Origin of the sequence: Nitrospira sp. (assembly GCA_016715825.1) — a bacterium.
In the GTDB taxonomy this organism is placed as follows: Bacteria; Nitrospirota; Nitrospiria; order Nitrospirales; family Nitrospiraceae; genus Nitrospira_D.
In genome coordinates, this window is sequence record JADJXO010000001.1 from 109,026 (window position 1) to 121,133 (window position 12,108).

General features: G+C 55.8%; 13 protein-coding genes. 8 read left to right on the forward strand and 5 right to left on the reverse strand.

Annotated features, from left to right (window positions below):
- Positions 1–13 precede the first annotated feature (13 nt).
- On the reverse strand, positions 14–799 hold the full coding sequence (locus IPM58_00500; protein MBK9305593.1) for an isoprenyl transferase: 786 nt from the start codon (positions 797–799) through the stop codon (positions 14–16).
- Positions 800–1,034: 235 nt separating this feature from the next.
- Here IPM58_00500 and tldD point away from each other — a divergent pair, with 235 nt between their 5' ends.
- The 7 genes from tldD (at position 1,035) to IPM58_00535 (ending at position 9,751) form a co-directional block, all read left to right on the forward strand.
- Positions 1,035–2,465, forward strand: coding sequence for a metalloprotease TldD (gene tldD, locus IPM58_00505; protein MBK9305594.1), 1,431 nt, complete (start codon positions 1,035–1,037; stop codon positions 2,463–2,465).
- Positions 2,466–2,531: 66 nt separating this feature from the next.
- Complete coding sequence (locus tag IPM58_00510) at positions 2,532–3,911, forward strand: TldD/PmbA family protein (GenBank protein MBK9305595.1); 1,380 nt, start codon at positions 2,532–2,534, stop codon at positions 3,909–3,911.
- A gap of 107 nt (positions 3,912–4,018) precedes the next feature.
- Complete coding sequence (locus tag IPM58_00515) at positions 4,019–4,723, forward strand: dienelactone hydrolase family protein (GenBank protein MBK9305596.1); 705 nt, start codon at positions 4,019–4,021, stop codon at positions 4,721–4,723.
- Positions 4,724–4,832: 109 nt separating this feature from the next.
- Positions 4,833–5,288 (forward strand): hypothetical protein, encoded by a 456-nt coding sequence (locus IPM58_00520; GenBank protein MBK9305597.1) that lies wholly within the window; start codon positions 4,833–4,835, stop codon positions 5,286–5,288.
- A gap of 30 nt (positions 5,289–5,318) precedes the next feature.
- A complete protein-coding gene (locus IPM58_00525) occupies positions 5,319–6,470 on the forward strand; it encodes a DUF3616 domain-containing protein (protein MBK9305598.1) in 1,152 nt (383 codons plus the stop codon).
- Between the two features lie 211 nt (positions 6,471–6,681).
- Positions 6,682–9,426: an SUMF1/EgtB/PvdO family nonheme iron enzyme gene (locus tag IPM58_00530; protein MBK9305599.1), complete on the forward strand. Its 2,745-nt coding sequence runs from the start codon at positions 6,682–6,684 to the stop codon at positions 9,424–9,426.
- Between the two features lie 88 nt (positions 9,427–9,514).
- Positions 9,515–9,751: a hypothetical protein gene (locus IPM58_00535; GenBank protein MBK9305600.1), complete on the forward strand. Its 237-nt coding sequence runs from the start codon at positions 9,515–9,517 to the stop codon at positions 9,749–9,751.
- Here the strand turns inward: IPM58_00535 and IPM58_00540 are convergent.
- From IPM58_00540 to IPM58_00550, 3 genes are all read right to left on the reverse strand, one after another.
- On the reverse strand, positions 9,728–10,066 hold the full coding sequence (locus tag IPM58_00540; protein MBK9305601.1) for a type II toxin-antitoxin system PemK/MazF family toxin: 339 nt from the start codon (positions 10,064–10,066) through the stop codon (positions 9,728–9,730). The genes IPM58_00535 and IPM58_00540 overlap by 24 nt on opposite strands.
- Complete coding sequence (locus IPM58_00545) at positions 10,060–10,308, reverse strand: AbrB/MazE/SpoVT family DNA-binding domain-containing protein (protein MBK9305602.1); 249 nt, start codon at positions 10,306–10,308, stop codon at positions 10,060–10,062. Before IPM58_00545 ends, IPM58_00540 begins: the two co-directional genes overlap by 7 nt.
- Positions 10,309–10,424: 116 nt before the next feature.
- On the reverse strand, positions 10,425–11,081 hold the full coding sequence (locus IPM58_00550; GenBank protein MBK9305603.1) for a uracil-DNA glycosylase: 657 nt from the start codon (positions 11,079–11,081) through the stop codon (positions 10,425–10,427).
- A gap of 96 nt (positions 11,082–11,177) precedes the next feature.
- On the opposite strand from IPM58_00550, the gene IPM58_00555 reads away from it, so the two are divergent.
- Positions 11,178–11,795, forward strand: coding sequence for a hypothetical protein (locus IPM58_00555; GenBank protein ID MBK9305604.1), 618 nt, complete (start codon positions 11,178–11,180; stop codon positions 11,793–11,795).
- On the opposite strand, the gene IPM58_00560 is transcribed toward IPM58_00555, so the two are convergent.
- Positions 11,788–12,096 (reverse strand): hypothetical protein, encoded by a 309-nt coding sequence (locus IPM58_00560; GenBank protein MBK9305605.1) that lies wholly within the window; start codon positions 12,094–12,096, stop codon positions 11,788–11,790. The genes IPM58_00555 and IPM58_00560 overlap by 8 nt on opposite strands.
- Positions 12,097–12,108 lie beyond the last annotated feature (12 nt).

Consider the following 12,108-nt stretch of genomic DNA (forward strand, 5'->3'; position numbering starts at 1 on the left):
TATCCCACAAGGGTTATGACGAGACGGTGCTTAGGACTCGACCAAATCGACGTTCCCGCTTTTGGTACTCAATTAACGCTAGGAGGAACTCGCGCCGTCGAAAATCAGGCCATAGCGTCGGGCTGAAGCACAGCTCGGTGTAGGCTACCTGCCACAGCAGAAAATTGCTGATCCTGGTTTCTCCACTCGTCCGAATCAGAAGGTCTGGGTCAGGAAGCGGATGGGTGGAGAGGTACTCTTTAAACGTGGTTTCATCGATTTGGTTCGGCTGTAGGGTGCCTGTTTGGACATCGCCGATCAGCGCTTTTACGGCATCGACGATCTCTGCTCGTCCGCCGTAGCTCAACGCGACGGTCAGGGTCATTTTATCGAGATGAGCGGTTTCTTTCTCGGTGGTACGAACCCAGTGTTGGGCGGATTGCGGGAGGAGATCGTGGCGTCCGATGGCGCGGAAGCGAACCCCTTGCTCGATCAAACTCGCCCGTTCCGTGGAGAGGTAATGCTCCAGGAGCCCCATGAGGGCGCTGATTTCGTGAGTTGGACGATTCCAGTTCTCCTGGGAAAACGCGTAGATCGTCAGAGCCCGAATGCCCAACTCCAGACACAAGGTGATCATTTCTCTGACGGAATTGATGCCTTCACGATGGCCAGCGATCCGAGGAAGACCACGCAGTTCAGCCCAGCGACCGTTGCCGTCCATAATGACCGCGACATGTTTCGGGAGCAGATCCAGCTCCAATTTCGCGGTTAGTTCGCTTTCTGAAAGGCGATCAAGGTTTGAAGATGGCTGATGTGCCATATTAAATCTTGGGTTAGCTCCTACAGGTCCAGTGTGCAGACGCGCTGAAGTGGTCAGAGTCTACTGGTGGGCCTAGGGAATGTCAAACGATAACTCGGTAATTATAAGAAGGTAATTCTAGAATGAGCATTTCCTTGAAATGACACCGGAGAGGCAGGAGTGCATTGCGACTGCAGAAATGATTGGGCTATACTGCCCCCTTCTTACGCCACACCGAGACAGAAAGAGCGACCTTATGTCTGATCTTATCCAATTGAGCAAATTTGGCGTTACTGAGATTGAAGCGCAGCATGCCCTTGATCGGCTCAATGTCCGTGACGTGGATTATGCGGATCTGTATTTCGAGTCGCGTACGTCGGAATCCGTGTCCATGGAGGAAGGCATCGTCAAGCGTGCGGCGAAGAGTATTTCTCAAGGTGTCGGAGTTCGTGCAACGGCTGGTGAAAAAACCGGATTTGCCTACTCTGATGAACTCACGAAAAGAGATCTAGAGATTGCGGCGGATACGGCGCGGTATATCGCCAACTCCCCCAAAGGGGATTCGCCCGTTCCAGTGCCCACGCAACGACGCCCCACGAGGGATCTCTATCCGATAGAACGGGCCAAGGCCGAAGTCGCGACGTCTGAGCGTGTGGCGCTCTTGAACGAAATCGATGCGGAAGCCAGACGCTATGACCCTCGCATCAAGAACGTGATGGCGTCTTTTAACACCGAGTACAAGATAGTGGCGGTGGCCACCTCCGATGGGACCTTGGTAACCGATATTCAACCGTTATCTCGCCTGCAGATCACCTGTATCGCCGAGGACGGTGATAATCGTCAGGTAGGGAGCTTCGGTGGTGGTGGCCGGGTCGCGTTCGAATTTTATCGAGAAGGAGGACGCCATCTCGGCTACGCCCGGGAAGCGGCACGAGAGGCGATTCTCAACCTCTCGGCGGTCGATGCTCCGGCTGGTGTGATGCCGGTTGTTCTGGCCGGTGGATGGCCTGGCATTTTACTCCACGAGGCGATCGGGCACGGTTTGGAAGCCGATTTCAACCGGAAGAAAACATCGGCCTTTTCGAATCTGGTAGGCAAGCGCGTGGCATCCGACGTCTGCACGATTGTGGATGATGGAACCCTTCCCTCTCGTCGTGGTTCGTTGAACATGGATGACGAGGGAACGCCGACCAGTTGCACCACGCTCATTGAGAAGGGCATTCTCCGCCGGTATATTACCGATAAACTCAATGCACGTCTGATGGGGATTCCCTTGACTGGGAACGGTCGGCGGGAGAATTACCAGAGTGTGGTTCTGCCTCGGATGACGAATACCTTCATGTTGGCAGGCGAGTCCGACCCGCAAGACATTATCAGATCAGTCAAGAATGGGCTCTACGCCGTCTCGTTCGGAGGCGGGCAAGTCGATATTACGAACGGGAAGTTCGTATTTTCTGCGAGTGAAGCCTATCTGATTGAGGACGGCCAGATTACGAAGCCGGTGAAGGGAGCCACGTTGATCGGGAACGGACCTGAGATTCTCACCAAAGTCTCGATGGTGGGACACGATCTGAAGCTCGATAACGGCATCGGGACCTGCGGGAAGGACGGGCAGTCGGTTCCGGTGGGAGTCGGGTTACCGACTATTAAGATCGATGAAATTACAGTCGGTGGCACGAGGAGCTAGACACTTTCTCCACGCGCGTTCTGCTGATCGATCGAACAACGATTAACGCATTGGTGCAACAACCGAATGTCTAAAGGTAGGTCGCTTTCAGTAGAGACGGCTAACGGGTATGCCCAGCTCGCGGCGGATGTTTTGGCTCGCGCCAAGGCCTGCGGTGCGACGGAAGCGGATATCGTGGTGGCTGACGGAGAGACTCTTTCTGTCCAAGTACGAGTCGGTGCCGTCGATCGACTGACCAAGGCGCGGGAGAAGCGGCTCGGTCTCCGTGTCTTTATTGGTAAGCGGTCCGCCACGACCTCCACATCAGACTTTTCACAAGCGTCACTCGAACGGCTCGTTGCAGATACCTGTACCTTGGCAGGAGCGGTGGTCGAGGATACGGTGTCCGGATTGCCGGATGCTGCTCAGATGGCCACGGAGCAGCCGAACCTTGACCTGTATGATGAAACGGTGCTTGATACGGAGACGCAGATCGACTGGGCGAAACGCGGAGAGGCTGCGGCGTTCGCGGCCGACACGCGCGTAACCAACTCGGAGGGTGCAGAATTCGACTCGTCTTCCGGGCGGGTGGTACTGGCCAACAGTCACGGATTCGTCGGGTCCTACAAGAGTTCAAGCTTTTCCCTGTCCGTTTCACCGATCGCGACCGACCCCGAAACAGGTGCCATGCAGCGGGACGCGTGGTATGAGGTGCAACGCAAGTTTGCGCGATTGGCGTCTGCGGAATCGATCGGACAAGAGGCGGCACGACGGGCCGTTCGTCGCTTAGGCGCGCGTAAGGTCTCGACCAAGCGCGTTCCGGTGGTGTTCGACCAGGAGACAGCCGGAAGCTTACTCGCCAACCTCTGCGGCGCCGTGTCTGGCTATGGCCTCTACAAACGCGCGTCCTTTCTTCTCGACAAACTCGGCCAGACGATCGCCTCCGAACTGCTCACCGTGTATGACGATGGACTAATGGCCGGTGGGCTTGGGTCTCGCCCGTTCGATGGGGAAGGGTTGGCGACTCGCAAGAATACGATTGTGGAGCGCGGCGTGCTCAAGAGCTATATGCTCGACACCTACTCGGGAAAGAAGCTGGGACTGCCGTCGACTGGGAACGCGTCGCGAAGTGTGGGAGAAAGTCCTTCGGTCGGTCCGACGAACTTTTATTTGGTTCCTGGAACGAACAGCGCACAAGAGATTATTGGGTCAGTGAAGGATGGGCTCTATGTTACAGAGTTAATCGGATTCGGAATCAACATGGTGACCGGCGATTATTCACGTGGAGCCTCAGGGTTTTGGGTCGAAAACGGAGAGTTGGCTTATCCGGTTGAAGAAATTACCATCGCGGGCAATCTGAAGCAGATGTTCAAGGATATTGAAGTCGTCGGGAACGATCTGGTGTTTCGAGGGCGCATCACTAGCCCCACGCTGAAAATTTCAGAAATGATGGTGGCAGGTAGTTGAGAGCTGAGTAAGTGCGAGTGCTGAGTCACGAGTCGAAAGTTCTCTCCTTTCTCTTTTTCCTACTCAGGACTCAGGACGAAACACGTGTGACGGCACGGAGGTGACCCATGGCTGAATCCATTCGAGAGACAACCGTGCAGTACCAGAGTGGAAAAGTGGGAATGAAGGCGTTCGTAGCGGCACCACAGACCAAAGAAAAACGGCCGACCATTATCATCGTCCAGGAATGGTGGGGCCTCACGGACCATATGAAGGATATCGCGAGGCGGTATGCGGGGGAAGGCTATGTGGCCATCGCTCCGGACCTGTATTCCCGCCTGGGACATGCGCTGACGACCGATGCCGGAGAAGCCGGGAAATTGATGAACACGTTGAAGCAGGAAGACGGGCTGGCCGATCTGAATGCGACGGTGGCCTATTTGAAATCGGTTCCGGAAGTTGATGCAACCAAGATCGGCATCACGGGGTTCTGTATGGGGGGTTCCTATGCACTCATGCTGCCCTGCATCAATGCGGAGATCAAAGCAGCGGTGCCGTTCTACGGCCAAGTCCCGAATCCCGATATCCCGATTCAGAAGCTGGCCTGCCCGGTTCTCTATATTTATGGCGAGGATGACGGCTGGATCACCAAGGCCGATGTGCAGCGACTGGCGGCGGCATTGAAGAAGTACGGCAAGGCCGGGGAGATCAAGACGTATCCTGGTGCCCCGCACGCCTTCTTCCGAGATACGGACCCATCTGTCTATCGGCCGGATGCAGCGAAGGATGCATGGGGCAGGACAAAGGCATTCTTCAAGCAACATCTCAGCTGATGAACATGACCTCCGGCTTCGTGCTCTGTCGTTTGTCTTCCCACTCGGCCTTGCCGGAAGGTCATCTTGATCAGCCCATCGAATTGTAGCAACACGGGAAAAATTTATCATGCCGCTTGATGCCGAACTCGGACAGAAAATGCTGCAGCTGATTACGTCGCGCTACGACGATCGGCATTGGCGCAAACAGATCGAAAAGACTCTCAGCCTCCCCCAATCCGGCGTGGCTGATCCAGTGCAGCAGCAGATCTTCATGTATCTTAAGCAAGGCTTGAAAGCCTACAAATCTCGCCGAGCTGATCCCGACTCCTGGATCATCGGGGGCTATGCCACGAAAGAAGTTATCACTCGCGCAAAGTTTCAGCCGCAGCTCATTGGGCCATCCTTCAAGCAAGAGGACGTGGCATTTTTAGAAGCAGATCCAGGGGCTGACGTCACCGAAGCTTGGTGGGAAGAGATGCTGGTGCAGTGGTTCGACGTGCCGGAAGAAGAGAAGCCTGCTGAAGATTCGGAGAATGAATCGTCGGAATCAGATTCCTCCACGATGGAACAGTCGAAAGCCTGAGAAACTACACCACGCTGGCTAACCAGCCCTATGAGCCTGCCAACGAACATCACACTGTTGTTCCATCCCAAACTTAATCGAATCAGTAAAGACAAAGGGCTACGAGACGGCCTGTCCGCTGTGGCGCAGATTGCGGACACGCTCTGGGTCGCCAACGATGAGGGCACTAGTCTTGAGCGACTCGCACCCATCAAGCGCCACAAGCCCGGTATCAGGACATTCGGTCGCCATGAGCGATTTCCACTCGCGGACCTTCTTCGTCTTCCGCAGAAGGTAAAGAGTGTGAAGAATCAGCCCGAAGTGGATGTGGAAGGACTGGCCTATGCGGACGGCTATCTTTGGTTGGTAGGCTCCCATAGTCTCATTCGCCGTAAGCCGACACTCGACGATGGTCCCAAGAAGGCTCGGCAGCAGCTACAGCAGGTCCACCGGAGGGGCAACCGCTACCTGCTGGCTCGAATTCCGGTAGAGGAAACCGACGGGATACCGATGTTGGTAAAAAAGGTGACGGAGGATGGGACCAAGCGCCGGGCCGCGCAGTTGCGTGGCGACGACTGTGGGAACGACTTGACTGAGGCATTGCGCCGAGATGACCACCTGGGATCGTATCTCAGGATCCCGGGTAAGGATAATGGGTTCGATATCGAAGGCTTGGCTGTGGTGGGTACGCGACTGTTTCTTGGGCTGCGTGGACCGGTGTTACGTGGTTGGGCAGTCATTCTGGAAATAGCGGTCAAGGAGCACCCCAGGCATGCCTCTCTTCTGAAGTTAAGATCCATCGGGCCACAGGGTCGCCTGTATCGAAAACATTTCCTTCACCTTGAAGGGCTCGGTATTCGAGATCTCTGCGCACAGGGTTCCGACTTGCTGATCCTTGCGGGACCGACGATGAGTCTTGAAGGCCCCGTGCGTGTGTTTCGATGGAAGGGAGGGACTGATCAAAAAGGCGAGTCTATGGTCCCGCGCAAGGAATTGGATCACCTGCTAGATGTCCCGCATGGTCAAGATGTTGGCCATGCCGAAGGCATGACATTATTTTCGTCTAATGGTGGGCAGATTGATTCACTCATGGTGGTCTACGATTCCATCCCCAAGAAGCGCCAATCAGAGGCGTGCACCGTGACGGCAGATCTGTTTCCCTTGCCTGGGAAACCCCAAAGCCCGACGCATCTAGTTCCCTAACCGATCATACGTATGGTATCTATGCGGATACAGATCGTATCTGAATGGATACTGACGGGCCACAGGCTCCTCGCGTTGTTGATTACCAGATAACACCATTTGCGCAGATACAGCCGTACAGACAAGCTGCTCACAGCAGGCACTTTCATTGCGTACGTTTGGAACATATTGAGATGGGAGTCGTGCTCTCACGGTAGTTCTGTTACGGACGATGACGACGAATCATTTTGATGTCTTTCTGAGTTATCACTGGCGAGATCATGCGTACGTCGAGGCGCTGGCGCGTCAGTTACGCGAGCAGCAGCTCACCGTCTTTCTCGACCGCTGGTATCTCACCCCGGGACAATCCTGGCCGAAGGAATTAGAAGCAACCCTCGCACATTGTCGTGCGGTGGCCGTCTGTATCGGCCAAGGCGAGATGGGGCCGTGGCAGCAGCGGGAGCAGTATCTGGCGCTGGAGTGCCAGGTAGCCGCCGAACGTCAAGGCCAAACCTTTCCCGTTATTCCTGTGCTCCTTCCTGGCGCGGAACCGCCACTGGGATTTCTGAGTCAGCTTACATGGGTCGATTTTCGTACTCGCCTCGACGATCCAGTGTTGCTGCACGCACTGGTCAGCGCCGTTCATGGTCAGCCGCCAGGACCAGATGCCCTGGAAACGGTCCGGCAGACTTTGGCGACTATCTGTCCCTATCGCGGCTTGCTTTATTTCCGCGAGGAAGATGCGCCGTTTTTCTTTGGGCGTGAAGCGGCGATCGCGCAGCTCACCGGTGCGGTGCAGCAGCACCATCTGGTGGCGGTGGTGGGGGCGTCAGGCAGTGGCAAATCATCGGTCGTGCGAGCCGGCCTGGTACCGGAGCTGCGGAAGAGTCGCGAGCGGGTCTGGGAGGTCGCGACGCTCGTGCCGACCGATCGCCCGGTCCATGCGCTTGCGGCGGTACTCATGCCATTTCTTGAGCCGGACATGAGCGAAGTCACCCGATTGCGGGAAATGAACCAGTTAGCTGAGGACTTGCTTGGCCGGAAGACGGCTCTTCGCGATGTCGTCGACCGGGTGCTCGCCAAGCAGCCAGGCACGGATCGTCTGCTCCTCATCGCTGATCAGTGGGAGGAACTCTTCACACTCTGTAAAGATGACGCCGCCAGGCGCTGCTTCATCGACAATATCCTCGATGCCACGGCTACCACAAAGCTGAGTGTGGTGCTCACCCTACGGGGAGACTTTTTCGGTCGGGCCATCACCGATTACCGGCCTTTGTCCGACCGGGTGCAAGGTGCCCAGGTGAATCTCGGCCCGATGAAGCGGGATGAATTGCGCCTCGCCATTGAGGAGCCGGCGAAGAAAGTCAAGCTCACGTTTCAAGCAGGCCTCGTTGATCTCATGCTGGGGCAGGCGGGCGACGAACCGGGCAAGTTGCCGCTGCTGGAATTCGTGCTGCGGCGGCTGTGGGAGGACCGGCGTGGCGGTGAACTCCATCACGAGGCCTATACTGCGATGGGTCAGTTGGAGGGCGCGATTGCGCACAAGGCAGAGTCTGTCTTCGTCACGTTGAATGAGGCCGATCAGCACAAAGTCCAACAGATTTTTCTGCACCTCGTGCGCCCCGGCGAGGGCGAGGCGGACACCAGACGGCGGGCGACATTCGCGGACGTGGGAGAGGGGTTGCGCCGTATCGTGAACACCCTCGCGGACGAGCGACTCTTGGTGACCAATCGCATGGGGGACGAAGAAGAGACGGTCGAGGTTAGCCACGAAGCGCTCATCAGTCAATGGCAACGGGTGCAGACATGGCTGAATGAATACCGTGAGTTTCTACTGTGGCGGGAACGTCTCAGAGGGCATGTGAAGGACTGGCAGCATAACAAACAAGATGAAAACACGCTGCTCCGGGGCACACTGCTGGGCGAAGCGCAACGCCAGTTGACCCAGAGAGTGGGCATCCTGACCGATCAGGAACAGGGCTACATCAGGGACAGTGTGGCGGCTCACGAACGGACCGCCCAGGCAGCACGCCGGCGGGCCGAACACGAGCTTGCCCAGGCGAATCGTCTCGCGGAGGAAGCGGCCAAACGGGAAGAGGCCGAAAGGGCACGGGCCGAAGCAGCAGACCGTGCGAGACGACGACAACGGGCATTCAGCCTGGCACTGCTCATCCTCCTGCTCGTAGGCTTGTTCGAGGCCTGGCTCTGGCAGAAGGGCTATGATCTCGGTCAGGCTGCTCTCGCAACTCAATCGCTCGTGGGCAGTATCTATGTACCACCCGAGATGACACAGATTCCAGGTGGATCTTTTCAGCAAGGGGATGTCGAGAAGCTCGGCGACGTGTCGCGCAACCCGGTTCGCTCGGTCACGCTCAAGCCCTTTGCCATGGGGCAGTACGAAGTCACGTTTGACGAATACGACGGATTTGCGATCGCGACCGAACGGCGGTTGCCACAAGATCACGGCTGGGGGCGTGGCAAGCGGCCGGTCATCAATGTTTCGTGGGAGGACGCGAAGGCCTATGCTGAGTGGTTGTCCAAGCAAACCGGCAAGCACTATCGATTGCCTACCGAATCGGAATGGGAGTATGCCGCGCGCAGTGGAGCCAAGCAAGAACGATGGGCGGGAACATCTGAGGAATCTGAGCTGAGAGCCTATGCGGTCTTCGCGGAGAACTCTGGAAATCAGACGTTAGTTGTCGGCACTAAGAAGGCCAATGGTTTTAGCCTCTATGACATGAGCGGCAATATGTGGGAATGGGTCGAGGATTGTGGGTATGGAACGTATGAGGGCGCACCGAACGATGGCTCGGCTTGGTTAGAAACACATGAAGGCAATTGCCAATTGCGCGTGCTCCGTGGTGGCTCCTGGAGCGGCACGCCGGTGGACCTGCGTGCTTCCTACCGGAACTGCAGGGGCACCACCGTCTACCGGAACACCGACCTGGGCTTCCGTCTCGTTCAGGACATTCCCTAACCCTTTACGTTTTGCTCTTTTACCCTTTACATCCGATTAATCCGTTCGCCCTGAGCTAGTCGAAGGGCGTGTTTCGTGCAATACGTTCATGGTTCGACAAGCTCACCACGAACGTATTATTCGGGACGGGCCTGTTCCCCAAGCCGTGCAATTCTGTCACGAGCTGTTGTTGTGGCTGATTCTGCAGCTTAATAGGTTCTCACGATCGCGTCGCTTCACGGTAGGTGAGCGGGTCGAAGCCGGGTTGCTTGAGGTGCTGGAGCTATTGGTAGAAACGGCAGGAAAGTTCTTGGGAGGTTTCCTACGGTGTGAACATTTCCTGTAAGACTGCGAGAACGGCTGAGAGGGTGCTTGGAGCGATTCGCCCAACTCTTTTAACCAGGCGCTCGCTATCAACAGTCCGTATCTGGTCTATTGCGACAAACCCACTCCGATCACGGAATCGGCAACGAACACGCCAAAGATAGGCCTTACCTCCTGTGGTCATGGGCGCCACGATAACCGTCCGCAAATGCTGATTGAGCTCATCGGGGGAAATAACGAGGCAGGGTCGTGTTTTTCTGATCTCACTCCCTCGAGTAGGATCGAGTTCAATCAGATACACGTCGCCGCGGGTAGGGGTAGTTGGAGCTATCACCATTTCCACTCTTTCTTATCGAACTGAGTGGGTACCGGGGGATCAAGAAGCTGATCGTCATCGTGCTCCCGCATGCGCCGGGCTGCGTCAGCCCAACCGGCTCGTGGCTGTGATGACCTTGATATCAGAATTCGGCCTGGTTCAGCCTGAAGCTCTACTTCATCTTCAAGCTGGGCTTCTTGGAGCAATATTTTTGGAAGACGGATTCCCCTGGAATTACCGATTCTGACGATATGGGCTTTCATGGTAGGTCTCCAGATGGACATACATTGTAATCACATTTTCTGCCATAAGCAAATGAAGAGTATCTGTCGATGACAGGGGGAGGTGAGCCTCAATAACGAAATGGGAACAATGACACTTATCCGAACAGCTCCATCTGCGCCGGTTGGGAGGATTCAACATTCAAGACTGGTGCAGCTGGGGTGGAGGCTGTGCTGGTCGGTTCAGCTGGTTTGGTGTTCTTGTCTAAGAATTCCTTCAGCTTCTTGAAATCCTCTTTCAACGTGGGAAGCAGATTGCCTTGGTGCAGCGCTGCGGCCGGGTGTAGGAGCGGAAAGAGGACAAACTCTTTCAGGTAGAACGCTTGTGCTTTGACTTTAGTGATCCCGACTTTGCGTTCCAGTAGGGTCTGTGTGGCCCAGTTTCCTAACGTACAGACCAGTGTTGGTTTGATCAATTGGATTTGCTGCAACAGAAACGGTTTGCACGTTTCGACTTCATCCTGTTCAGGATCTCGGTTATTCGGTGGCCGGCACTTGATCACATTCGCAATGTAGATCTGGTCTCGCGAGAGTTCTGCCGATGCCAGCAGATCGTTCAGCAGCTTGCCCGCCGCCCCCACAAATGGCTCGCCCTTCTGATCTTCGTTGAAACCTGGCGCTTCTCCGACAAACATGATACTTGCGTGAGGATTGCCGACGCCGAAGACAACTTGGCTGCGCCCCAACTTCGCCAGTTTGCAGCGCTGGCAATCATGAAGCGAGTCGGCAAGTTCTTGGAGAGGTGCGAGCGTCATCTGCGATCACCGTGAACGAATGGTAGCGGTATCTTAGAAATTGGCGAGTCGGGATGTCAATCACGATCATGAGCGCAAAGAATAGGAGAAGCGGCCATGAAACGTATGAACCTAGCCAGTATGTTGCTGCTGATGTTCTCGACGATGGCGGCTGCGGCCTCCGTGGAACTGGTGGCGTTTGCGGACAAGGATTTCTGTGAGAAGGTGGCCAGACTGTCGGGAGCCCGGTTCCTGTTCGAAAGCCGCCTGTCGCAAACGGTGCAGTGGGAGGCTATTGATCTGAAAGGGGATGGTCCCGCGGTAAGGCGCTGTTCGAGCCTCGACAAGACAATCCTCGATCTGGACAATGATGGACGCAAGGATTTGGTGGTGAAGACCACGTTCTGTATGAAAGGGGATCCGAGTGACAGCCTCTATATCTTTCCAGCCGAGAGCGCTGTCCTAGAAGACACGAGTTGGTTAGATTTGAGTCCTCTCTTGGCGGCTCACGACAAGTTCGAACGGACTGGAGGCGTCTATCCACTGACGGCGCTGGAGTTTGACAAAGGCCAGTCGTCTCCCGCGTTGACGACCACGTTCTCTGTTCACCCGTTCATACTTGATGGCACCACCTATGTGGGACTGACAGATGGTAGGCGAGAGTGGCTCGTGGTGGCGAAGTATAGGGGGAAGGAACGACTTGAAGATGTGTGTTATCTGCGCTCGGCTAATTGAGACGGTAGCCTTTGGCTGAGAGACAGGTGTCCCGCATGGCGTTCATCATGGAAAGGCCATGTAGGGCGCGGGCATGGTCGGCTGGGTTTTGAGGGCCAGGACTAAAGGGGAATGGGGAACTCTGGCTATAGAAGTATTGCTCGTTGGCCAACCTCGCTTTGTACTCGCATTCCATATAGTCCCGCTCGACGTCATAGCGGGTGAGTCCACTTGGGTGACTGCCACGCTCGTACGGACTTGGTGCGCAACCGAACGCCGACAAGAGAAGAATAATCAGAAGGCCTCTGTACGGTATTATCATCAGGAATTGATA

Excerpts from the sequence above, each read along its gene's own strand:
- IPM58_00500 (MBK9305593.1), bottom strand. The coding sequence starts at position 799 with ATGGCACATCAGCCATCTTCAAACCTTGATCGCCTTTCAGAAAGCGAA.
- tldD (MBK9305594.1), top strand. The coding sequence starts at position 1,035 with ATGTCTGATCTTATCCAATTGAGCAAATTTGGCGTTACTGAGATTGAA.
- IPM58_00510 (MBK9305595.1), top strand. The coding sequence starts at position 2,532 with ATGTCTAAAGGTAGGTCGCTTTCAGTAGAGACGGCTAACGGGTATGCC.
- IPM58_00515 (MBK9305596.1), top strand. The coding sequence starts at position 4,019 with ATGGCTGAATCCATTCGAGAGACAACCGTGCAGTACCAGAGTGGAAAA.
- IPM58_00520 (MBK9305597.1), top strand. The coding sequence starts at position 4,833 with ATGCCGCTTGATGCCGAACTCGGACAGAAAATGCTGCAGCTGATTACG.
- IPM58_00525 (MBK9305598.1), top strand. The coding sequence starts at position 5,319 with ATGAGCCTGCCAACGAACATCACACTGTTGTTCCATCCCAAACTTAAT.
- IPM58_00530 (MBK9305599.1), top strand. The coding sequence starts at position 6,682 with ATGACGACGAATCATTTTGATGTCTTTCTGAGTTATCACTGGCGAGAT.
- IPM58_00535 (MBK9305600.1), top strand. The coding sequence starts at position 9,515 with ATGGTTCGACAAGCTCACCACGAACGTATTATTCGGGACGGGCCTGTT.
- IPM58_00540 (MBK9305601.1), bottom strand. The coding sequence starts at position 10,066 with ATGGTGATAGCTCCAACTACCCCTACCCGCGGCGACGTGTATCTGATT.
- IPM58_00545 (MBK9305602.1), bottom strand. The coding sequence starts at position 10,308 with ATGAAAGCCCATATCGTCAGAATCGGTAATTCCAGGGGAATCCGTCTT.
- IPM58_00550 (MBK9305603.1), bottom strand. The coding sequence starts at position 11,081 with ATGACGCTCGCACCTCTCCAAGAACTTGCCGACTCGCTTCATGATTGC.
- IPM58_00555 (MBK9305604.1), top strand. The coding sequence starts at position 11,178 with ATGAAACGTATGAACCTAGCCAGTATGTTGCTGCTGATGTTCTCGACG.
- IPM58_00560 (MBK9305605.1), bottom strand. The coding sequence starts at position 12,096 with ATGATAATACCGTACAGAGGCCTTCTGATTATTCTTCTCTTGTCGGCG.